This window comes from Microcoleus sp. D2_18a_D3, from assembly GCF_036702455.1.
In the GTDB taxonomy this organism is placed as follows: domain Bacteria; phylum Cyanobacteriota; class Cyanobacteriia; order Cyanobacteriales; family Microcoleaceae; genus Microcoleus.
The window spans coordinates 33,758-54,591 of sequence record NZ_JAUBTK010000050.1; the positions used below are offsets into that span (position 1 = coordinate 33,758).

The window sequence follows — 20,834 nt, forward strand, 5'->3', positions numbered from 1 at the left end:
AATGAACCAAGAATCCCTGCTCCTTTAGGACAGGGAGTTGTCAAGACTAAATTGAACATTCTGGGGCGGATGTCTCAAAAGTTGGCACCCAATGCTAGAAAATTAATTTATTGATTTTCTTTTTGAGAACCCTGTATATGAAGCCTAAAATAACGAGCCCGATCGCGTGGCAGCAAGCTGAACTGCTCATGCAGCCAGCGATGATCCGAGTGATCGACAACATCCGCAAACAATTAGAGGAGTCAGTTTGGACGGGCACTTATCAACAAGTGCAGATTCCAATTCCGGGCTATCAACTAATTTTAGAGCTTCAAGGCGAGCAAAGATGTGTCGATATTTGGGAACTTTGCTATCGAGTCTGCTTTGTCAACTACCAGCCCGCCCACAGTCAAATCCAAAGCCAGGAAGTCGTAATTGACACTAGCTTGATTGACGATGACACGGGCGATGTAGATTGGAATCGTCTTGATGCCAAAGCCAGTCAATTAATACAAGAAATATTCGCCAATTTGGGCAAATAGTCAGTTGTCAGTTGACAGGAAAGCAGTAGTTAACAGTCAACAGTCATCAGTCATCAGTCAACACTCAACAGTCAACTAAATTTTATGCTGATTCAAGAATTGCACGACATTCAAGCAGCGGCTGGTGCTACTTTTGCAGAGTTAACAACCAAAGAAATTGTGCCAGTAAGTTTTGGTAACGATGCAGAAGCGATCGCAGCAACTAAAAAAAGTGTGGCTTTGTACGATCGCACTCACTGGGGACGCATTCAAATCTCAGACAGCGATCGCCTGCGGTTCTTGCACAATCAAAGTACCAATAACTTTAATATACTCAAACCCGGTCAAGGTTGCGACACCGTTTTCGTCACATCCACCGCCCGCACGATCGACCTCGCCACCGCTTACGCTACAGAAGATGCCGTACTGCTGCTAGTCTCAGCCAACCGCCGCCAGCAACTGCTGGAATTACTCGATCGCTATATTTTCCCAATGGATCGCGTCGAGTTAACAGATTTAACCGATACAACTGTTGCTTTCAGTGTCCTCGGCCCGGAAAGCACTCAACTATTAGAAAAAATCGGAGTTACCGAACTCGAAAATCAACCTTACGCTACTCACAAATTGATAAAAACCCCCCCTCTTTCCCCCCCTTACCAAGGGGGGGATGAAGGGGGGGTTCGAGTTGCGGTTGGTAGCGGTTTAGCGACTCCCGGATACACGTTAATTGCACAAGCTTGCGATGCAGCCAACTTGTGGCATGAGTTAGTCAAAGCTGGGGCCGTACCGATGGGCGATCGAGTTTGGGAACAACTGCGAATCGAACAAGGACGCCCCACACCCGATTTTGAACTCACAGACGATTACAACCCTCTAGAAGCCCGCCTTTTACACACGATTACCTATGACAAAGGCTGCTACATCGGTCAAGAAACAATTGCCCGGTTGAACACCTACAAAGGAGTCAAACAGCAACTTTGGGGCGTGCATTTGAGCGGTGCGGTTGAACCCGGAACAGCAGTCACCATCGGAGAAGAAAAAGTCGGCAAACTCACCAGTTTTACGGAAACTGAATCCGGCTTTTTTGGTCTTGCTTACATCCGCACAAAAGCGGGGGGCGAAGGGCTGAAAGTGCAAGTCGGATCGGTGTCAGGGGAAGTAGTAAATGTACCTTTCTTGAGTTCGTAGTTGCGATCGGTCGCCTGTTGACGCCACAGCGCCAAAAACTTTTTTGTTGAGGTTGATTTGGGAAGGATGCTAACACCATAAATTGACATCAAGTCCTATCTTTAGATAGATTTGCCAACCAACAACAGCAATTATTCTGTATAACAGTCGTCACAGAAAAAACAGAGTTTTTCAATGAAAAAGTTTACATCGCGCTTAGTTACAACTTGCCTGCGAGTAGGAATAATCTTTGCTGTAGGAATAGCGCTAATTTTTAGCTCCGAATTGGAATTGTCGGGCAACAAAATGCAAGCGATCGCTACACCTTTAACCGCTGAAGCTAAGTCTTACGAAGGTGCCCGTCCAGATCGCCAGCCAACAAGCGATACAGAGAAGGATGCCAGTGGTGTACTTGACAATATCCGAGAAAAGCTGAATCTCGATCAACCCATTGCCCCCAGTACCAAAAAATTTATAGAATCGGTAAAAGATAACGTGGGCGAAGCAGTTACGCCGGCACGGGAAGCAGTAGAAAAAGCGGCAGAGCGAGGTAGCAGCGATCGAGCCAACTAATTCACTCGCATCCAGTTTTGAAATATCAACTTCTTAAAATAGCTGTATGCACGAAAATGCAATCCCGTTTTCTTTTGATCTCAAACGGGATCGCATGACCAATCACCTAAACAGGCTAGAATCCTAGACCCCTAAGAAATCAGCAGCCAGTACAGCGCAATATTGATTGATGTCATTCTTGCCTATCTTCCCTCTCGCCAAAGCATCTATCTTAAGGCAGATTCTCCTGAGTGAGTAACTCAGGTTCAATGGAGAAGACCGTGTATGTATACGGATAAATCTTCATGAAGCGCGACGCCACAGGCAAGTTTGTTAGCAATTGGAACTCGGAGATGAAACAACGAGTGAGCGTATCTCTGACTAATACAGCATGGCGATCGCTCGATAAAGAGGCTCACAGGCGAGGAATTTCTCGCTCAGAAGTCATTGAACGCTTTGCCCGCACTCTTGAAGGCGAACAGTTGTTCCCAGCCCAAGAAACTGAGCGCAAGGTAGCAACGATTCTTGAAAGCATTACGGATGCTTTTGTTGCCTTCGATCGCGACTGGCGCTACACCTACGTGAATCGGGCGGCGGCTAAAATCCTGCACAAAACGCCAGAAGAGCTACTGGGAAAGCACGTTTGGAACGAGGTTTTTCCTGAGTTGGTCGGTGGAATTGCCTATCGGGAACTACATCGGGCAGCGATCGAACAGGTTCCTGTTTCCTGGGAAGAATTTGGGGAATCTGTCCAGCGTTGGATAGAGGCAAATGCCTATCCCTCTACAGCAGGGGTAGCCGTTTATTTTCGGGATGTGACCGATCGCAAGCGATTGGAATTGGAACTGCAGCAGCGAGAGCAACAGTTCAAGATGGTGGCGGAAAATGCCCCAGACATTATTAGCAGAATTGATGCAGAGTTTCGCCATATTTATGTCAGCCCTTCTGTAGAACTGGCAACAGGTATTCCCTCAGAGCAATTTGTTGGCAAAACCAATGTTGAGCTAGGAATGCCAGAAGACCTCTATCGTTTTTGGCATGATATTTTACGGCAAGTCTTTGCAACAGGGCAGGAACAAACGATTGAATTTAAGTTTCCGACTCTAAATAGTATTCGATGGTATCAGGCACGTATTGTCCCTGAATTTGCCAGCGATGATTCTGTTGCATCCGTACTGAGTATTGCTCGTGATGTGACTGATTACAAACAAGTTGAACAAGCATTACGAGAGAGCCAAGAACGCCTGCAATTGGCACTGACGGCGGCTCAGATGGTGGTCTGGGAGCTGGATTTAAAAACCAATCGAGTGGTGTGTTCTGCTAATGCTCTAGACGTTTGGGGTTTTCATGAAGGCACAGGAGAAGACTTTTTTGCACTCATTCATCCAGACGATCGACAACGGGTGATCCAAGCAGCCCAACGGGCAACTGCAGTCGAACAGTCCTACGCACAGGAGTATCGGGTAATTAGTCCAGACGGCGTTATACGCTGGCTCAACAGTCAGGGACAAGTTTATCTGAATGAAACGGGGCGAGGAGTTCGCATGGTTGGCGTTTCGGTTGACATCACAGAACGCAAACAGATCGAAGCAGAGCGCGATCGCCTTTTAAAACGAGAACAATCTGCCCGACGGTCAGCAGAAAGCGAACGCAAGCGGTTGCATGACATCCTGATGCAATTGCCGGCCATGATAGGAATTGTTAAAGGTGCCGATCTTGTGTATGAATTTGCCAATCCAACCTATCAGCAAGGGACTGGGCGCACTCCAGACATGATCGGGAAATCAATGCGGGATGTTTTCCCGGAACTAGAGGGGCAAATTTACTTTGATGTCATTGAGCGCGTTTACCGGACGGGAGAAACATTTATTCGGAATGAATCGCCTGCTTACTGGGATAAAAACGGTGATGGTGTGTTGGAAGAGGGATTTTTCAACTGCATCTGTCCGCCTTGGCGGGATGCAGAGGGAACCATTCAAGGCGTGTTGATTTATAACGTTGAAGTGACAGCCCAGGTGCGGGCAAGGCAACAAATTGAACAACTGCTCAAGAACCTCCTGCAGAAAGAAGAAATTCAACAATTCCTAATCGAATTGAATGAGGGGATTCGTGCCATTCAAGACCCCAAAGAAATTATGTGGCAGGTGGTTTGTGCTACAGGGCAACACTTTAGTGTCACTCGCTGTACCTACGGCGAAATTGATCCAACGCAGGAATATGTCATTGTCGATCGCGATTATTGCAATGGTGTAATCAGCGTGGTGGGTAGACATCACCTAGATTCGTTTGGCCCTGAACTCATTGCTGAATTAAAACAGGGCAGAACAATTGTCGTGGATGATGTCGATCGCGATTCTCGGACTGCCGGAGTTGGGGCGGCTGCCTTCGATGCAATCCAAACCAAGTCTCTGCTATGTGTTCCCTTGGTGAAAGAGGGGAAATTTGTCGCATTGTTGGTGTTGCACCATGTCTCTGTTCGCCACTGGACGGAGGAAGATGTGGTGCTGATGGAGCGAATTGCTGAAAAAACCTGGCTAGCCGTGGAGCGATCGCGGGCAGAAGAGGAATTGCGAGAAAGTGAAGCTCATCTGCAACTGGCGCTGAAGGTCGGACGCATGGGAACGTGGGACTGGGATATGCAGACCGATGCCTTGCTTTGGTCAGAAGGACATTTCATGGTACTCGGTCTGCAACCCAATGAGTCCGAACCCTGCTATGAGGTTTGGGCAAGTCGGGTTCATCCTGATGACCTAGCACAAACCAATGCAAAACTTCAGCAAGCCATAGCAGACAAGAAGGAGTATCACCATGAACATCGCCTGCGTTGGCCTGATGGCTCCATTCACTGGGTGGAAGCGAGAGGACAGTTTACTTATGATTCTCAGGGAAATCCCAAGCACTCGATCGGTGTCGTCATTGATATCACAGAACGCAAGCAAGCAGAAGAGGCGTTGCGTCAAGCCCTACAAAAGCTCAACTTCCATGTTGAAAACTCTCCAATGGCAGTCGTTGAATGGAATCGAGACTTTCAAATCATTCGGTGGTCTGCTGGTGCAGAGCGCATTTTGGGCTGGAAAGCCGAAGAAATTCTGGGCAAATCTTTAACAGAGATACCTTTTGTCTTTGAGGAAGACCTCGAATCGGTGACAGAAGTCTGCCAACGGCTGGTCTATGGTGAAGAACCCCATATTTTTTCATACAACCGCAATTACACGAAAGATCGCAACATTGTGCATTGCGACTGGTATAACTCCAGTCTCAGGGACGAATCGGGACGGATGATTTCGGTGTTATCGCTGGTGCTGGATGTGACGCAGCGCAAGTATGCAGAACAAGAACGAGAACAACTGTTAGAACGCGAGCGTCTTGCACGATCCGAAGCCGAAGCCGCACAGCGCCAACTGGCAACTATTTTTGACACGTCTCCGGTTGGACTTGCCCTGTTAGATGCACAGCAGAGATTTATTGCCATTAACGAAGCATTAGCAGAAATTAATGGATTAACCCGCGAGCAACACTTAGGCTATTCAATTCCAGAACTTTTTGGTCAATCCGATCCCAAATTAGTTGAAGTCTTCCATCAGATTTACGCCACAGGGAATCCTTTCATTTCACCCAACTTTGCGGTGAATGTTCCCGGACGCAGCGATCGCCGTCCCGGTTACTACAACGTTTACTATCTTCCAACTGTTAACTCAAATGGTCAGGTCGAAGGCATTCTCGTGTATGTGGTAGATGTGACAGAACGGGTGCAGTTAGAACGTGCACAACGTTTTCTCTCTGAGGCAAGTGCGGTGCTTGCATCCTCACTTGATTATCCAACTACTCTAGAGCAAGTCGCGCAGCTTACAGTGCCGGAATTAGCGGACTGGTGTACGATTCACATGAGAGAAGAGGATGGTGCGATCGAGCAGATTGCAGTTGCTCACATCAACCCTGCCAAGCTGGAATGGGCATATCAGATTAGAGAAAAGTATCCGCTGAACCCGGATGACCCTCGCGGTGCTGCATACACCTTGCGAACTGGGCAATCTGATTTTGTGCCGGATATTCCCGATGAACTATTGGTACAGGCAGCGCTTGATTCAGAGCATTTAGAGATGCTGCGGCAGGTTGGATTCAGATCTGTAATGACGGTGCCACTACGAACTCAGGCACGAATTCTAGGAGTCATCTCCTTTATCTCAGCCGAATCTGGACGACGGTATACCTCAGCAGATTTGCAACTGGCAGAGGAATTGGCACGTCGTGCTTCCTTGGCGATCGACAATGCTCACTTGTACCGATTGGCTCAACGCGATCGCGCAAAAGCAGAAGCCGCTAACCGAATTAAAGACGAATTTTTAGCCGTATTGTCCCACGAGTTGCGATCCCCCCTGAATCCGATTCTGGGCTGGGCAAAATTGCTACGAACTGGGCGACTCGATGCCACAAAAACCCAGCAAGCCCTAGAAACGATCGAACGCAACGCCAAGCTGCAAGCGCAATTAATTGAGGATTTGTTGGATGTCTCGCGCATTCTGCAAGGAAAAATGACGTTAAACGTCGCGAGTGTGAATCTAGCAGCAACGATTGAAGCCGGCCTGGAAACGGTACGACTGGCAGCCGATGCCAAACACATTCAAATCCAGACCACATTTAATCCTATTTCAGGAACGGTTTCAGGTGATACGAATCGCCTCCAACAGGTAGTCTGGAACCTCCTTTCCAATGCCGTGAAATTCACCCCAGCCGGAGGACGAATCGAGGTGCAACTAGAGCAAGTTGGCACCTATGCTCAGATTCAAGTCCAAGATACTGGAAAAGGCATCAATCCAGACTTCTTACCTCATGTGTTTGACTACTTCCGTCAAGAAGATGGGACAACGACTCGACAATTTGGCGGATTGGGATTGGGGCTGGCGATCGTCCGTCATTTTACCGAACTGCATGGAGGAACCGTTCAAGCAGACAGCTTAGGACAGAACTTAGGGGCTACATTTACCATCCAGCTACCGTTAAACCTCGTAGAACCGGAATCCTCTTCTGATGACAGGCACCCAGAAAGTGCGGCAGACTTAGCAGGTATTCAGGTCTTGGTTGTGGACGACGATGCAGATATGCGGGAGTTGGCAGCATTCACCCTGATGCAGTCTGGTGCACAAGTTGCCACAGCGGCTTCGGGGGTACAGGCGTTGGCCCTTCTGAATCAATCTCTCCCCGATCTACTCTTATGTGACATTGGGATGCCAGAGATGGATGGCTATGCCTTGATTCGGCAAATTAGAAAGTGGTCACCTCAACAGGGAGGCACGATTCCTGCGATCGCACTTACTGCCTATGCTGGAGAGATCAATCAGCAGCAAGCCTTAGCTGCCGGATTTGGGATGCATATCTCCAAGCCTGTTGAACCAGAGGAATTGGTAAAAGCGATCGCCCGTTTGCTAAGACACTGAATGATTTGAGGACTAACTATCATGCTACTTGGTATAGATTTAGGAACGGGCTCTGCTAAGGCATTGCTCCTAGCGACAGACGGAACCACTATAGGTGAAGCATCAAGCTCTTATCCTGTTCATGCACCCCACCCTGGATGGGCTGAGTCGGAACCAGAAGATTGGTGGTTAGCTGTTGGCGAGGCTGTTAGGAAGGCAGTGGGAAATCACGCTGATCAGGTACAGGCGATCGGACTTTCAGGGCAAATGCACGGCGTTGTGCTAGCTTCGGAGTCGGGTCAGCCCCTGCGCCCTGCTATCCTCTGGGCAGATACTCGCTCCTTTGCCACGCTTAACACTTATCATTCGATCGATGCAGCTATTCTAGAGCGCTTGGGCAACCCGATTACGGCTGGAATGGCGGGTCCAACTTTGTTGTGGCTACGAGAACACGAGGCTACTGTCTACACCGAAGCGCGTTGGGCACTTCAGCCAAAAGATTGGCTGCGGTTACGGATGACTGGAGAAGTCGCAACAGAACCATCTGACGCTAGCGGTACTTTGCTTTACGATGTTGTGTCGGATAACTGGGCAGAGGATGCAATCTGGGCCCTGAATCTACGCTATGATTGCTTACCAAAAATTATCCCCTCAAGTGCGATCGCAGGCTACCTAACAACTGTTGCTTCAGAGCATCTCGGCTTACCTGTTGGCTTACCCGTTATCGCTGGTGCTGCGGATACCGCAGCGGCGGCACTTGGTAACGGACTACTAGAGCCTGGATTGGTTCAACTAACGATCGGCACAGGCGCTCAAATCATTACACCTCGATCGCAACCAATTATCGATCGTCATGGTCGCACACATCTATATCGAGCCGCCGTACCTAACCAGTGGTACAGCCTTGCAGCAATGCAAAATGCCGGGTTAGCGCTTGAGTGGGTGCGAGGAATCCTCGGCTTGAGCTGGCAGGAAGTCTATACTAAAGCATTTTCTGTTCGCCCAGGATGTGAAGGGTTGACATTTTTGCCGTACCTCACGGGTGAGCGAACTCCACACCTCGACCCCTATGTACGTGGGGCATGGGTGGGGCTTGGACTGCATCACACACAGGCGCACCTGATGAGGGCAGCTTTAGAGGGAGTTGCTTTTGCCTTGCGACAAGGTTTTGAGGCACTTGAAGCAACAGGTTTTAAAGCGACAGAACTGCGTTTAGCAGGCGGTGGAACTGCAGAAATGCCTTGGAAACAATTACTGACTGATGTATTGAGAATACCCCTCTATGCAACTACAGTTGCTGCGGCTTCCGCCCGTGGTGCTGCTCTACTGGCGGGTATCGGAATTGGCGTATACGCAGATGCTAATGACACCATCAAACTGGCAGCCACACCAACGCTTGCTGCAACTCCCCAATCAGTTGAGCCAACTCTAGAAGAGGCTTGGATGCGATATCAATCGCTTTATCCACAACTTAAAAAAATCGGATAGGACTTATGCCTCAAGGAGGGCGTGCTAGAAGCTATCTACAAATTATTCTTAAGCTAAGACTGCTTAATTTCAGTCTAATAAAAGAAGAAACTTTACTAACATAATAGGTACATATTACATCAATATAGTAAGTGGAATAAATCTTCCCAAATCAGCCGCTGCTTCTGATTTATACATACAGTGTAATGAATCTGCATCTATAAACTACCAGGAAGATGAAAAAAAGTTGTCTTAAGTCAGAGTGGTATTGTCTCCTCAAGTTCTTACTTCAATTCCTTTTACAAACTATTTTATACTAAATATACCACTCTTAGCTCTATCTACTATGTGCTAAAACTTGAAGGAGATTTTAAAGTTTCTGTTTACAGAGAAGTTAACGGAGAAAACAAAAGAGAAATTATATCGATTCCGGTTGCACTCCTTATCATTGTTGACTGTTGACTGTTGACTGTAGAAGGAGGAGTCAAAAAAATGAAAATTGAGCAATTATTTGTTGGCATCGGGATTCGACTTTACGCCCGACTTTCGCAGCGCGGATTTGATATCATTCCGGCCTTACTGCCGGAATTGATATTATTTCTGAACAGAACTTTGAGAAATGTCAGTTCTCAGAGGCTGTAAAAATATTACCAATAAATCTCCTTCAAAATGAAAATGCTGGCAGAATATACAGCAGATTGCCAGCTTATAGACGACAATAGCAGCATTTAGAAAACCCGTTTTTTAGAGGTTGAGGAGTAATTAAACAAGCGTGCGAAGTGCGACCAGGATTTGGTATCAGATGGAAGCAACTTGAGTTAAATGATGACATAATCTTCGCCCAAAACAGCTTGAGTGACCTGTGGTTCCGGCTCTACTGGGTCGCTGTAATGAGTCTCAATGTGTTGGATGAAACTTTCCCGATAAGCTTTGAGATGGGAGTTAAGTGCTTCGATATCCTGTTCTCCTGTCGCGTAACCCCTCTCTTTTCGGAAGTGACCGGATTCCTTAACAAAAGCCATGTCAACTTGCCACAAAGCTGAATCAATCGGGCGATATGCCAAATCAACTATATCGTAAGCGGCGAATCCTTGGGACTTCATAAAACTCATTACATCATACATCTGACCGAACAAAGTAACTTCTACAATTACATATTCAGTCTGCTGCAAAATCTCAGTTGCTCCCGCTAAAACATCTACTTCCTGTCCGTCTACATCAACTTTAATTAAATACGGGCCTGGCAAATTTCTTTCCCTGCATATTCCATCCAGGGTAATTGCTGGTATGTTTCTCAAATAAGGATTGCTGCTGTCAGTAACAGGATTTTCAGAAAGTGAAGAATGCACCATACCGGGACTGACGTTGAGGGTGAAAACTCCCGATTCTTTGGTCGCTGCAGCAATAATGTATTCTGCACTTTTGAGATGGCGGCAAATTTTGGCGAGGTAAGGTTCATTTTCGGCGATCGGCTCAATTAGCAAATGTCGCGCATCGGGGAAAGTTTCGTAAAGATTAAAAGTTCCTAATGCCGCACCGACATCAATCACAGTTCTTGGTTGAAAGCCTAACTTTTTAGCCAGCAGCAAGCTGCCGGACATCGAGTTTCTGAGAGTTCCTGTTTGTTGGTTCACAATTTTCTCCTGATTTCAATGTGGATAAAGTTAATATTATGTCTTGCAGCAGAGTTATTGTATGTCCGAATAAAGAAACGAAGCAATCGCAAACCTCGGCGATTGCTTCGTTGCGGATGGCAATGACAGAAATAGGTTTTAACTCAGATGTTGCACCATTGTCAATAAGCTTTTTATGAACAGGCAAGATGCCTGTTCCACAATATATAGTAAATTTTCTTGTGGAACAGGCATCTTGCCTGTTCTTGAGAATGGTGCCTGATGTGAGTTTTAACACAACCTGCTGCTATTTCGCCGACTTCTGCGCCTTGTTTTCCGGTTCTACAGATTGCAAAGCTTCGTCGAGAATTGCCCGCGCTTCTTCGGCTTTACTTCTAGCTTCTCGATAGCGGACGTTAGCTTGAGCAAAGTTTTTGAGAACCTTGAAACCATCTTTCAAACGACCAATTTCCTCGGCAGTCACAGCCTCATCTGTAAACAAAATGTCGATCGCCGCCCGGATTTTGAGTGCTTCTTCGCGGGATTCCATCACTTTCAATTTGAGACTTGCCAAATTGCTCAAAATCTGCACTGCTTCAGTAATCGCGTCCTCGCCTTCAGACGCAGCATCTTCGATATCCTTAACTTCAACAAACTGCTTGGGCCCAAATCCCTCCACGAGTTCCGTAGGCAGCTTGCCCTCATCCATGAGTTCCATCAGCCGATCCATCGCTTCTTCGCGGGCTTTGGCTGAATCTTTCCCTTTGACAGTTAAAATAATTTCGGGGCTTTGAGGAAGTGTATAGCGAACCATATTTTGACAGCCTGTGCGCGAAAACAATTGAATGATATTTTATCTTTATTCGATCGCCAGTTGCAGCTATCAATCCGCTCCATTACCAACCGCTTGCCAAAAGTTGACACATATACACTCAAAAGGAACCCTCGACAATGAAAGATAAATTTCTTAACTTGCTCAACTTGTTTTTAGTAGCTGATGTGTTTTTCGTCTTTGCCATTTTTGGGTGGTTTGTGATCGCAGTAGCAGGTCGATCGACTGGCGTGAATCTCGGTTTTGATTTGTGGTACAGTCTCTGGCAGCCCGTATTTAATCCCGCCCTCGGAATTCTTATGGGGGGTGCTATTCTCAGCGGTATAATTAACCAAGTTTCTAAACGCCTCAATCCCAAGTAAAATTGATGTTTTGTTGGAGACGGTGATTGGCGATGCTACTTAGTTGGCGATCGAACTTGTGGGATGCGTCAGAGATGAGGCACTCAATTAGGTCGATGAAGCTTGAAAATACATAAGTAGTCAAAAACGAGTGAAACGCCCCCCAAAGGAGCGATATCTTATGAAAGCTATCACAAAAGTTATGATAGCTTTACATTCTGTTACAAAGTAAAGTTTATTTTCGCTTACCTATTTACGTCTAAAATCAGGATTGGACGATCGGGATCTAAAAATATCAACTCATATTCAGAGTAACAAAAGTCGGGCAATTATGGGAGAACAAAAATGTATCGGTATCCTCACCAGCGGAGGTGACTGTGCAGGCTTAAATGCAGTTATTCGAGCCGTTGTCTACCGCGCAACGGGAACTTACAATTGGAAAGTCATGGGGATTCGTCAAGCCACCAACGGATTGATGAGCCGTCCCCCTGAAGCAATTCCGTTGGATATTGAGAAAGTAGACTCGTGGCTCACCATTGGCGGTACCATGCTAGGTACGACAAATAAGGGCGACCCTTTTGCTTTCCCGATGCCGGATGGGAGTCTACGCGATCGTTCTGACGACATTATCGAAGGCTATCATCAACTAGGTCTGGATGCTTTAATTGGCATTGGTGGCGACGGCAGTCTCGCCATTCTCAGGAAGATTGCTCAACACGGCAATTTGAATTTAGTGGCTATTCCTAAAACAATAGATAATGATGTCGGAATTACCGAGCGTTCCATCGGTTTTGATACGGCTGTCAATATTGCCACTGAAGCACTAGATCGCTTGCATTTTACTGCGGCAAGTCACAGTCGCGTCATGATTGTTGAAGTCATGGGACGCGACGCGGGACATATTGCGATCAGTGCCGGAATTTCTGGGGGAGCTGATATAATTCTGATTCCCGAAATCCCTTACAAAATTTCCCAAATTTGTGCCCAAATCCAAGAACGCCTAGACCGGGGAAAAAACTACTGTTTAATTATAGTAGCGGAGGCAGTTCGCACTGAAGAAGGCGAATTAGTAATGCACACAAATCGCTTAGGTCAAAGTCGATTAGGCGGAATTGGTCAGTATTTAGCGGATACAATTTCTGACTGCAGCGGTGCAGAAACTCGCGTCACTGTTTTGGGACATATTCAACGCGGAGGGACTCCTTCACCGCTAGAAAGGTTAATTGCTTCTGCTTTTGGCGTCGCAGCAGTTGATTTAATTGCCGAAGAGAAATACGACTGCATGGTATCTTGGCAAAAGCGGGAAGTTGTTAGCGTTCCTCTGGAAGATGCGATCGCCAAATACAGACCTGTAGACTTTGATGGTACTCTGGTTAAAACGGCTCGCGGTTTAGGGATTTGTCTGGGAGACTAAACAATTACCCGTCCGATTTCTCAAAGATTTAGTCCGGGACGCACTCAGAACCAAGAAACCGGGTTTTTCAACCGAGACTTAGGGTTTTAAGCCAGTGTATTGTCGTAAAAAAACCAAGGTGATGACCGTCTGTGCTTCTAGGACTAAGATTAACCTGGAAGCAGTGATGTTTTAACTATTGAGTGTAACTTGCAATCAGTTCTGAGCGAGTATCGACCCAGAGTGCGATCGCACTCGGAACTACAAAATACCGCAACAAGTGGAAAGGTGAGAAATTGACACCATTTACTACAGAAATTAGAGTGCGACATTATGAAATGGATGCTCTCGGTCACGTAAATAATGCTGTTTACCAGCATTATTTAGAACACGCTGCGATCGAACATTTAGAACATTTGGGATTTACACTCGATCGCTACCGGGAATTGGGCGGCGTCTTTGTAATGCGACGGATAGAGATTGACTATTTGCGATCGGCAGCCTCGGGCGATCGATTGGAGATATCCACTTGGATCGAACAAATGCGCGGCCCGCGCGCTGTCCGCCGCTACGAAATTCGCTTGGCTGGAAGTGACGAAATATTGTTAAAAGCAGAGGCGCTTTGGGTTTGGGTTGAAGTTACCACCATGCGCCCGCGAGCAATTCCCAAACAAATAATTGATATTTTTCAATCGCAGTTTCAAGCATTACCAACACCAACAAAAAATTAACTCTTATATTTGAAAAGTGCTGTAAAAATCTCCCCGTTTGTAGTGAGGGCTTGGGCCCAATATTCCCCATTTGTAGAAGTGCAAAAGGTTGATTGTCGCCGGGGCCGCAAATCCCGATCGCAAAAAGTCGGATCGCCCGCCTGCCAGTTTGGATGCCACAGAGGTACGATGGAATAGAGGGAGGGAGGCCAAGCCCGGTAAGGTTAAGCTTGGCGACAATACCCACAGGAAGGGAAAAATGACACTTAACTTGCGGCGACCGATTTTGATAGGCGGAATAGGACTTTCAGCAGCGCTGTGGCTGCTGGAAACTCTACAGCATTCGGGTTCAGAAATGGGCGAAACGGCACTCATCGGCTTGGCGGCTGCAGGTGCGGGGTATTGGTGGTGGAAGCAACAATCCCCCAAACTAGAACTCGCACTCCCGCAACCCCTGGCCAACAGGGAAGCAGCCGAAAAAGCGATCGCGGCTTCCGAAGCGGCAATTAAATTGCTAGCCTCAGAAGCTCCAAACTCCGCCGATCCTGCTAATCTAACAGCAAAGCTCGATCGGCTCAGAAGCGAATTAGATAGACAAGATTTACGGATTACCGTAACTGGCGGCAAAGCTGTCGGCAAAACTGCCTTAATTCAAGTTTTAAATTCTAATTGGGCTTCTCAACACCCGCAAAAGCTTAGTTTACAAGAAACAGCAGCGCTGTTTGCTAATACAAATGCCGATGCCAAAATCAACGGTGATTTAGTGCTGTTTGTAACAGCGGGCGACATCACAGATTCGGAATTTAAAACATTATCTCAGCTAGCGTCCGCAGGTCAGCGCGTGTTGCTAGTCTGGAACAAACAAGACCAATATTTGCCAGAACAGCAGTCGCAGGTTTTGCACTCTTTGCAGCAGAAAATGCAAGGAATATTGGGAACAGAAGAGATAATTGCGATCGCAGCTTCTCCCAATTCTATTAAAGTTCGCCGCCACCAAGCGGACGGCACAGTTCAAGAACGCATCGAAAATCAAGTCTCTCAACTCGACGGGCTGACGGAAAGATTGACTAAAATCTTAACTGAAGAACGGCAACAGTTGGTCTGGGCGAGTGCAGTGCGCGAGGCTGCAAGTATCAAGTTAGAGGCGAAAACCTTATTAAATGCAGTCAGGCGCGATCGGGCAATTCCCATTATCGAACAATATCAGTACATCGCCGCCGCCGCCGTCTTTACTAACCCGGTTCCAGCTTTAGACTTGCTAGCAACAACCGCCATTAGCACCCAACTCGTAATCGACCTCGGCGCTATCTACCAGCAAAAGTTTTCCTTAGACCAAGCTAAGACAGTAGCGGCAACTTTGGCAAGTCAAATGTTTAAATTGGGGTTGGTAGAAATGTCTACCCAAACTATTACTGGATTGCTGAAAAGCAATGCTGTCACCTACGTAGCCGGAGGCGCAGTGCAGGGAATTAGTGCAGCATATTTTACCAGAATAGCTGGACTAAGTTTAATTGAATATTTCCAAAGTCGAGAAGGGGAAAATGCTGCAATAGGCATTTTAAATATCGACCAGTTGACTAAAACTTTGCAAGCAGTATTTATGCAAAATCAGCAAGTTTCTTTCTTGCAATCTTTCGTCAACCAAGTGGCGAGTCGCCTTTCATCAAAAAATGGGGTAGAAACCCCGTCCTTTTAGGACGGCTTTGTGTTAGAATATAATTGGTCAATGACCCACCCGCGACGATGGAGACATAAACCCTAACACCAAAGCTTGCAATGACTGCAACGGGGAAGAAAAATCGGTAGACCGGGAAAAGAGGACAGGGCAATGGGCAGTCCACCCCTAGAATCAAACAACAAAGATTTTTGTTGGTATTCGACACATAAAACCGCAGGGCTTGCGGGGTTAGTCTGTGGAGCGAACGTAAGACCAAATCTCCTTGTGGGTAGAGGCAGTTGCATTCGAAGCAGAAACCTAAGTTGTGAGGCTTAGGAATCACCGCACCTTCAGGTCGGTGAGTATGTCAACTCAGGTATCTGGGCCCGAAACCGTTAAGTCGGTGGTCAATTAAGTAAAATAAAGGAACAGGCAAGATGCCTGTTCCACAAGACAGTTTTTCTGTTGTGGAACAGGCATCTTGCCTGTTCCCCGGCAGAACCAGGCAACCAGTTAATATTTTCCTTGGTCAATTAACTAAAATAAAGGAACAGGCAAGATGCCTGTTCCACAAGACAGTTTTTCTGTTGTGGAACAGGCAACAAGATGTCTGTTCCCCAGCAGAACCAGGCAACCAGTTAATATTTTCCTTGGTCAATTAACTAAAATAAAGGAACAGGCAAGATGCCTGTTCCACCAAGATTTTTTGTTATTGTGGAACGAACAGGCAAGATGCCTGTTCCACAAAAATTTTTTGTTATTGTGGAACGGGCATCTTGCCCGTTCAATATTTTTTGGAAAACTGACAACTAAAAAATTATAAATTTATGAAAAATTGTATTAAAATAAGAAATAGGATTTATAATTCGACGATCAATTATACCTGCTTAAAAAAGCCGATCGCCAATGGCTGACAATTCCCTTCAAGAAAATCGCTTATCCCTAGCCCGTGCCAGTTTGCGCGAAGCCCTGGCGCGCTATTCCCACCTGCGCCAAGGGAAAAAAAACTCGAATAATACAGAATTAGAAGCGGCGCTGCAATATCAGTTAGATATCTTAACTTCCACCTCAGAAAAACTAGACCACAACATAATCCGCATTGCTACTTTCGGCTTAGTCAGCCGTGGCAAGTCAGCCGTATTAAACGCGCTTTTAGGTCACAAAATTCTGCAAACAGGCCCTCTCAACGGCGTGACTCAGTGGCCGCGTTCCGTGCGCTGGAGTGTGCCTTTATCCTTCCTTGACAGCGACGAATCCCCCCAACCCCCTGTTGGCAAGGGGGGGAAAGGAGGGGTGCAAGTAGAATTAATCGATACTCCCGGACTTGATGAAGTTGGCGGCGAAGTGCGTGGCGAAATGGCGAAACAAGTAACTCGCCAAGCTGACTTAATTCTGTTTGTCGTTGCAGGCGATATCACCCGAACTGAATATCAAGCGCTGTGCGAATTGCAAACAGCTCAAAAACCGGTGATTTTAGTTTTTAATAAAATTGACCTGTATCCAGAATTAGACAGAAAAGCTATTTACCAAAGTTTGCAAACGCTGGGAAATTCTGAAGAGTTAGCAGCCGCTGTGGTAATAGAGGAAACAGATAGCGAAAATTTGTCCGATCGCCCAAACAACTCCTCCCATAAATCTACTGTAAAATCACCGCCTAAAACTTCCAAATCTTTAGAAATAGTCATGGTAGCCGCCGAACCAGCGCCGGTGCAAGTGCGGGTGGAATGGTCCGACGGAAGAGTCAGTCACGAATGGGAGTCGCCGCCGGCGCAGATAGACGAACTCAAACATAAAATTTTGACAATTCTTAACAGAGAAGGTCGATCGCTCCTCGCTCTAAATGCTTTAGTTGAAGCTAGAGATGCCGAAGCAAACATTGCCCGTCACGTTCTCAAATTGCGACAAACAGAAGCCGAAGATTTAATCTGGCAATTTGCAAAATATAAAGCTTTAGCTGTCGGTTTAAATCCAGTGGCATTCTTGGATGTAATGGGAGCAAGTGTCGCAGATTTAGCCTTAATTCGCTCTTTATCCAGACTTTACGGCTTACCCATGACTGGTTACGAAGCCGGGAAACTTTGGCAGACCATTTTCTCCAGCGCTGGCGGCGTACTTTTGGGAGAATTGGGTAGCAGTTTTCTGTTGGGATTTGGCAAAACTGCGGCCGCTGCGGCCCCGCACATCGGCTTTTCTACTTTTGCCGGAGTTGCTGTCACTCAAGCTAGTTTAGCAGCTTACGGAACCTACGCTGTCGGTCGCGCCGCCCAAGTTTATTTAGAAAAAGGCTGCACCTGGGGCCCCTTGGGACAAGATACGGTAATTCAAGACATTCTCGCCACCATCGAGCGTAATACAATTATCGATCGCCTGCAGCAAGAGTTTAAAATTGGCAATTAAAAATTGCCCTAGTAGTTGAGTAGGGTGCGTCACCAGATGGTTATTTGTGAATAATCGAAGAGCTAGGATCTGACGCACCCTACTGCTTTTATTCTTATACAATTGTCAAAAAAGAATGCAACTGTAGCTAAGCTTCCAACCACGATATTCATCCGTGATTCCCAATTCTTTAATCCAAAATCGAAAATCGTATTACCGTCTCGCGATTCTAACGCCTTCTCTAAAATGAGCGATGGTCGCAATTACCGCTATAGAAAAGTAAAATATTCTAATCAGCCAAAAACAAACCCGCATTGACCAAGAAACAATAGTCGGAGCAATACCTGTGAACTGTACAAATCTGGAATTAACTTTTTTTTCAAAGCTGTCAAGGTCTTTCATCTCTGATTGTTTCGTCGGAATAACCGGAAACTGACCACTATATACGTAATAACCGATAAAACCAGGCAGTCCTACCTTTCTGTTCAAAAATGAGTTAGTTAATGTGGCAGTTTCCGGAGGCGATAATTTATCGGATTCTCCTACTTTTTCCAGCCAAGAATTATATCTGATGGCTGGCGTAATCATGAAAACTAAGGGAACTATAACTATCAACAAAGCCGCACTAATTTTGCGACCGTATTGAGGGTGTAGAAGCCTTGTCGCCACACCCACTCCCATACCGATAAATGCAAATACCAATATATTTAACAGTTCAATAATTTCGATACCCCTCAACAAATCCCCGATAATCAGAATTGTATATAATAATTTGTCTGCCAGTAGCAGAGCTGCCCACTTGATGAGCATTGAAACGCCTACAATACTAGCTACAATTGCTACATATCCGATGGCACCTAGAACGTAGAGTAAAATCGAGCCGGCTTGTTTGAATGATTGCATGGAATTATTCACTCTTGTGAAAGTTTAGGAGTCTGATTGACAAAAAAATTGAAATTTTAGATCAATCTGGAGTTCCAAATTTGATTTTTAAAATAGATTAGCTTGACATCTTGAAATCAATCTACAATCTACAATCTACAATCGATCGACAAGTTCCCGCGCGGCCGCTTTGGTGACTTGTGCGATCCGTTCCTTCACAACATCCTCTTCGATCGCCATCTGGTCTGGTTCTTGTTCGCGATCGATCCCCAACCATAAAAGATACTCGATATTACCGGCCGGGCCAAGTAAAGGCGACCACGTTAAGCCGCGTTGCTGCCATCCTAAAGCTGTGGCTGCCTTCCACACCTGAAAAATCGCATCCGCTTGAGTGGCTGAGTCTCGCACTACGCCTTTTTTCCCGACTCTCTCGCGCCCTACCTCAAACTGCGGTTTTACCAGCAACACCGCTTCTCGCGGTGGTATCAACAATTCCCACAGCGCGGGTAAAATCTTATCCAGGGAAATAAACGACACATCTACTACCGCCAAATCTGCTGGCGCAGAGTCGCCGTAAAGCTCAGTAGCAGTCATGTACCGCAAATTGGTGCGTTCTTTCAAAATTACTCTCGGATCGTTCCTCAAGCCCCAATCTGCTTGACCGTAGCCAACATCTACGCCGTACACTAGGGCAGCGCCGGCTTGCAGCAGACAGTCGGTAAAACCGCCTGTGGAAATGCCACCGTCGAGACAAATTCTGCCTGCAACGGGAATCGCAAAAACTTCTAAAGCTTTGGCTAATTTGTCGCCGCCTCTGGAAACATAGCGCGATCGCTCTTTGATCTGAATTTTTGCTGCAATGTCAACCTCAGTGCCCGGTTTGTCAACTACCTGTTGGTTGATGGATACTTTCCCAGTCCGAATCAAGGCCTGAGCTTGCTGTCTGGAACTGCACAAATCTAGGCTGACCAATAAAGTGTCTAGTCGCTGTTTAGCCAAGGTTTTTAATCTGTACGGATAGGGTTAAGAACAGTACCAGATTAGCACTTATATCATTTCCGGTTACACTCATACATGATGTTGACGGTTGACGGTTGACTGTTGACGGTTGACGCCGTGAACAGTGAACAGTGAACAGTGAACAGTGAACTCGGATTTACTATTCCGATGCTAACGGATTTGATATTACGCACAAGCCCGACTGCTAATTTTTGGCGATTATTTTGGTTTTGCGATTGTCGCGGGGCGATCGCGCCACCTCCCATTATGTGGGGAGCATCTCATATTTGTAAAAACACTTATTATGGCTCCTTCCTTCTTCCTCCTTCCTTCTTCCTTCTTCTTCTTTCCTCCTGACTCCTGACTCCTGACTCCTAATTCCAATTTCGAGCTTTGCTGCTTTCATTGAGATGCTCCCCATTATGTGACTGAGATCGCTCCGATTGTCTACTTTTATCACAGCTCAACATTCATAGGAATCACACAAAAATTGCGGCCAATGACAGATGATTTATATGCAGCTAAAAGCACTGCAAATACCATCAGGGCGATCGACCATGAAAACAATTAACTTTCCTATCAGAAATGCGGGCAATTGTCAAGAAAATCCCCTCGCCTTCGTCAGCGGTGACATCATCCACATTCTTTACCCCAACGGCGAAGTAGAAGCAACAACCGTCGCACAAGTCGCTCTGCGCCAAAGCAAAAATCCCCTGGACAAATGCCTCGTCTGGGGATGTGTTGGCGATTTTTAACACCAGTTTCAAACAAGAATGCAATTATAGGGAAGCTCCAAACCCTTAATTCATCAGCCATTCCCAATTATTCAAATCTTTAATCTCTAATTTTTAATCGGCGTTGCTGAGTTAGAGTATGAATAGGAGGAATAATTTATGCAATGCCCAGAATGTAAATCAACCCATATCCGTAA

20 protein-coding genes are annotated in these 20,834 nt (G+C 46.3%); 14 read left to right on the plus strand and 6 right to left on the minus strand.

All coding sequences use genetic code 11. From position 1 onward, the window contains the following. The first annotated feature begins 137 nt into the window (after nucleotides 1-137). The 7 genes from QUB06_RS21545 to QUB06_RS21575 all read left to right on the plus strand — a co-directional run bounded on the left by QUB06_RS21545 (nucleotide 138) and on the right by QUB06_RS21575 (nucleotide 9,742). Entirely contained in the window at nucleotides 138-521 is a 384-nt protein-coding gene (locus QUB06_RS21545; protein WP_333436999.1) for a hypothetical protein, read from the plus strand. A gap of 87 nt (nucleotides 522-608) precedes the next feature. Then, a complete protein-coding gene (gene ygfZ / locus QUB06_RS21550; protein WP_333437009.1) occupies nucleotides 609-1,688 on the plus strand; it encodes a CAF17-like 4Fe-4S cluster assembly/insertion protein YgfZ in 1,080 nt (359 codons plus the stop codon). Between the two features lie 174 nt (nucleotides 1,689-1,862). Continuing rightward, entirely contained in the window at nucleotides 1,863-2,240 is a 378-nt protein-coding gene (locus tag QUB06_RS21555; protein ID WP_333437000.1) for a hypothetical protein, read from the plus strand. Nucleotides 2,241-2,524: 284 nt separating this feature from the next. Next, nucleotides 2,525-7,654 (plus strand): PAS domain S-box protein, encoded by a 5,130-nt coding sequence (locus QUB06_RS21560; protein WP_333437001.1) that lies wholly within the window; start codon nucleotides 2,525-2,527, stop codon nucleotides 7,652-7,654. A 21-nt stretch (nucleotides 7,655-7,675) separates the two neighbouring features. Further along, entirely contained in the window at nucleotides 7,676-9,121 is a 1,446-nt protein-coding gene (gene xylB / locus QUB06_RS21565; RefSeq protein ID WP_333437002.1) for a xylulokinase, read from the plus strand. A 246-nt stretch (nucleotides 9,122-9,367) separates the two neighbouring features. Next, a complete protein-coding gene (locus QUB06_RS21570; RefSeq protein ID WP_333286226.1) occupies nucleotides 9,368-9,562 on the plus strand; it encodes a hypothetical protein in 195 nt (64 codons plus the stop codon). Between the two features lie 30 nt (nucleotides 9,563-9,592). Next, a complete protein-coding gene (locus tag QUB06_RS21575; RefSeq protein WP_333286115.1) occupies nucleotides 9,593-9,742 on the plus strand; it encodes a hypothetical protein in 150 nt (49 codons plus the stop codon). A gap of 176 nt (nucleotides 9,743-9,918) precedes the next feature. On the opposite strand, the gene QUB06_RS21580 is transcribed toward QUB06_RS21575, so the two are convergent. Genes QUB06_RS21580 through QUB06_RS21590 form a run of 3 tightly spaced genes read right to left on the minus strand, consistent with a single transcriptional unit; the run spans nucleotide 9,919 to nucleotide 11,527 of the window. Continuing rightward, nucleotides 9,919-10,734, minus strand: coding sequence for an FkbM family methyltransferase (locus QUB06_RS21580; RefSeq protein ID WP_333286112.1), 816 nt, complete (start codon nucleotides 10,732-10,734; stop codon nucleotides 9,919-9,921). Then, nucleotides 10,676-11,011 carry a hypothetical protein gene (locus QUB06_RS21585; protein ID WP_333286111.1) on the minus strand — a complete coding sequence of 112 codons (336 nt, stop codon included), beginning with the start codon at nucleotides 11,009-11,011 and terminating at the stop codon, nucleotides 10,676-10,678. Before QUB06_RS21585 ends, QUB06_RS21580 begins: the two co-directional genes overlap by 59 nt. Before the next feature lie 9 nt (nucleotides 11,012-11,020). Further along, a complete protein-coding gene (locus QUB06_RS21590) occupies nucleotides 11,021-11,527 on the minus strand; it encodes a hypothetical protein (protein ID WP_190746025.1) in 507 nt (168 codons plus the stop codon). Between the two features lie 137 nt (nucleotides 11,528-11,664). Between QUB06_RS21590 and QUB06_RS21595 the strand changes: the two genes are divergently transcribed. From QUB06_RS21595 to QUB06_RS21620, 6 genes are all read left to right on the plus strand, one after another. Further along, nucleotides 11,665-11,907, plus strand: a complete 243-nt coding sequence (locus QUB06_RS21595) for a hypothetical protein (protein ID WP_333140736.1) — start codon at nucleotides 11,665-11,667, stop codon at nucleotides 11,905-11,907. Between the two features lie 310 nt (nucleotides 11,908-12,217). Further along, complete coding sequence (locus tag QUB06_RS21600) at nucleotides 12,218-13,300, plus strand: ATP-dependent 6-phosphofructokinase (RefSeq protein WP_333286108.1); 1,083 nt, start codon at nucleotides 12,218-12,220, stop codon at nucleotides 13,298-13,300. 275 nt (nucleotides 13,301-13,575) lie between these two features. Next, entirely contained in the window at nucleotides 13,576-14,010 is a 435-nt protein-coding gene (locus QUB06_RS21605) for a thioesterase family protein (RefSeq protein ID WP_333286106.1), read from the plus strand. Nucleotides 14,011-14,248: 238 nt separating this feature from the next. Continuing rightward, on the plus strand, nucleotides 14,249-15,685 hold the full coding sequence (locus QUB06_RS21610) for a YcjF family protein (RefSeq protein WP_445251411.1): 1,437 nt from the start codon (nucleotides 14,249-14,251) through the stop codon (nucleotides 15,683-15,685). Nucleotides 15,686-16,205: 520 nt separating this feature from the next. After that, entirely contained in the window at nucleotides 16,206-16,469 is a 264-nt protein-coding gene (locus QUB06_RS21615; protein WP_333437004.1) for a hypothetical protein, read from the plus strand. Nucleotides 16,470-16,552: 83 nt separating this feature from the next. Next, nucleotides 16,553-18,043 carry a DUF697 domain-containing protein gene (locus QUB06_RS21620; protein WP_333437005.1) on the plus strand — a complete coding sequence of 497 codons (1,491 nt, stop codon included), beginning with the start codon at nucleotides 16,553-16,555 and terminating at the stop codon, nucleotides 18,041-18,043. 192 nt (nucleotides 18,044-18,235) lie between these two features. On the opposite strand, the gene QUB06_RS21625 is transcribed toward QUB06_RS21620, so the two are convergent. The 3 genes from QUB06_RS21625 to QUB06_RS21635 all read right to left on the minus strand — a co-directional run bounded on the left by QUB06_RS21625 (nucleotide 18,236) and on the right by QUB06_RS21635 (nucleotide 20,309). Beyond that, a complete protein-coding gene (locus QUB06_RS21625; RefSeq protein WP_333140748.1) occupies nucleotides 18,236-18,925 on the minus strand; it encodes a hypothetical protein in 690 nt (229 codons plus the stop codon). Nucleotides 18,926-19,060: 135 nt separating this feature from the next. After that, a complete protein-coding gene (locus tag QUB06_RS21630) occupies nucleotides 19,061-19,903 on the minus strand; it encodes a TlyA family RNA methyltransferase (RefSeq protein WP_333437006.1) in 843 nt (280 codons plus the stop codon). 265 nt (nucleotides 19,904-20,168) lie between these two features. After that, entirely contained in the window at nucleotides 20,169-20,309 is a 141-nt protein-coding gene (locus QUB06_RS21635) for a hypothetical protein (RefSeq protein ID WP_333437007.1), read from the minus strand. A 109-nt stretch (nucleotides 20,310-20,418) separates the two neighbouring features. Here QUB06_RS21635 and QUB06_RS21640 point away from each other — a divergent pair, with 109 nt between their 5' ends. Further along, nucleotides 20,419-20,658, plus strand: a complete 240-nt coding sequence (locus QUB06_RS21640) for a hypothetical protein (protein WP_333437008.1) — start codon at nucleotides 20,419-20,421, stop codon at nucleotides 20,656-20,658. The last annotated feature ends 176 nt before the right edge of the window (nucleotides 20,659-20,834 follow it).

Coding starts and splice junctions, on each gene's coding strand:
- QUB06_RS21575 (WP_333286115.1), top strand. CDS start 9,593: ATGAAAATTGAGCAATTATTTGTTGGCATCGGGATTCGACTTTACGCC.
- QUB06_RS21595 (WP_333140736.1), top strand. CDS start 11,665: ATGAAAGATAAATTTCTTAACTTGCTCAACTTGTTTTTAGTAGCTGAT.
- QUB06_RS21600 (WP_333286108.1), top strand. CDS start 12,218: ATGGGAGAACAAAAATGTATCGGTATCCTCACCAGCGGAGGTGACTGT.
- QUB06_RS21640 (WP_333437008.1), top strand. CDS start 20,419: ATGCAGCTAAAAGCACTGCAAATACCATCAGGGCGATCGACCATGAAA.
- QUB06_RS21590 (WP_190746025.1), bottom strand. CDS start 11,527: ATGGTTCGCTATACACTTCCTCAAAGCCCCGAAATTATTTTAACTGTC.
- QUB06_RS21560 (WP_333437001.1), top strand. CDS start 2,525: ATGAAGCGCGACGCCACAGGCAAGTTTGTTAGCAATTGGAACTCGGAG.
- QUB06_RS21625 (WP_333140748.1), bottom strand. CDS start 18,925: ATGCAATCATTCAAACAAGCCGGCTCGATTTTACTCTACGTTCTAGGT.
- QUB06_RS21610 (WP_445251411.1), top strand. CDS start 14,249: ATGACACTTAACTTGCGGCGACCGATTTTGATAGGCGGAATAGGACTT.
- QUB06_RS21555 (WP_333437000.1), top strand. CDS start 1,863: ATGAAAAAGTTTACATCGCGCTTAGTTACAACTTGCCTGCGAGTAGGA.
- QUB06_RS21635 (WP_333437007.1), bottom strand. CDS start 20,309: ATGAAAGCAGCAAAGCTCGAAATTGGAATTAGGAGTCAGGAGTCAGGA.
- xylB (WP_333437002.1), top strand. CDS start 7,676: ATGCTACTTGGTATAGATTTAGGAACGGGCTCTGCTAAGGCATTGCTC.
- QUB06_RS21545 (WP_333436999.1), top strand. CDS start 138: ATGAAGCCTAAAATAACGAGCCCGATCGCGTGGCAGCAAGCTGAACTG.
- QUB06_RS21620 (WP_333437005.1), top strand. CDS start 16,553: ATGGCTGACAATTCCCTTCAAGAAAATCGCTTATCCCTAGCCCGTGCC.
- QUB06_RS21615 (WP_333437004.1), top strand. CDS start 16,206: ATGCCTGTTCCACAAGACAGTTTTTCTGTTGTGGAACAGGCAACAAGA.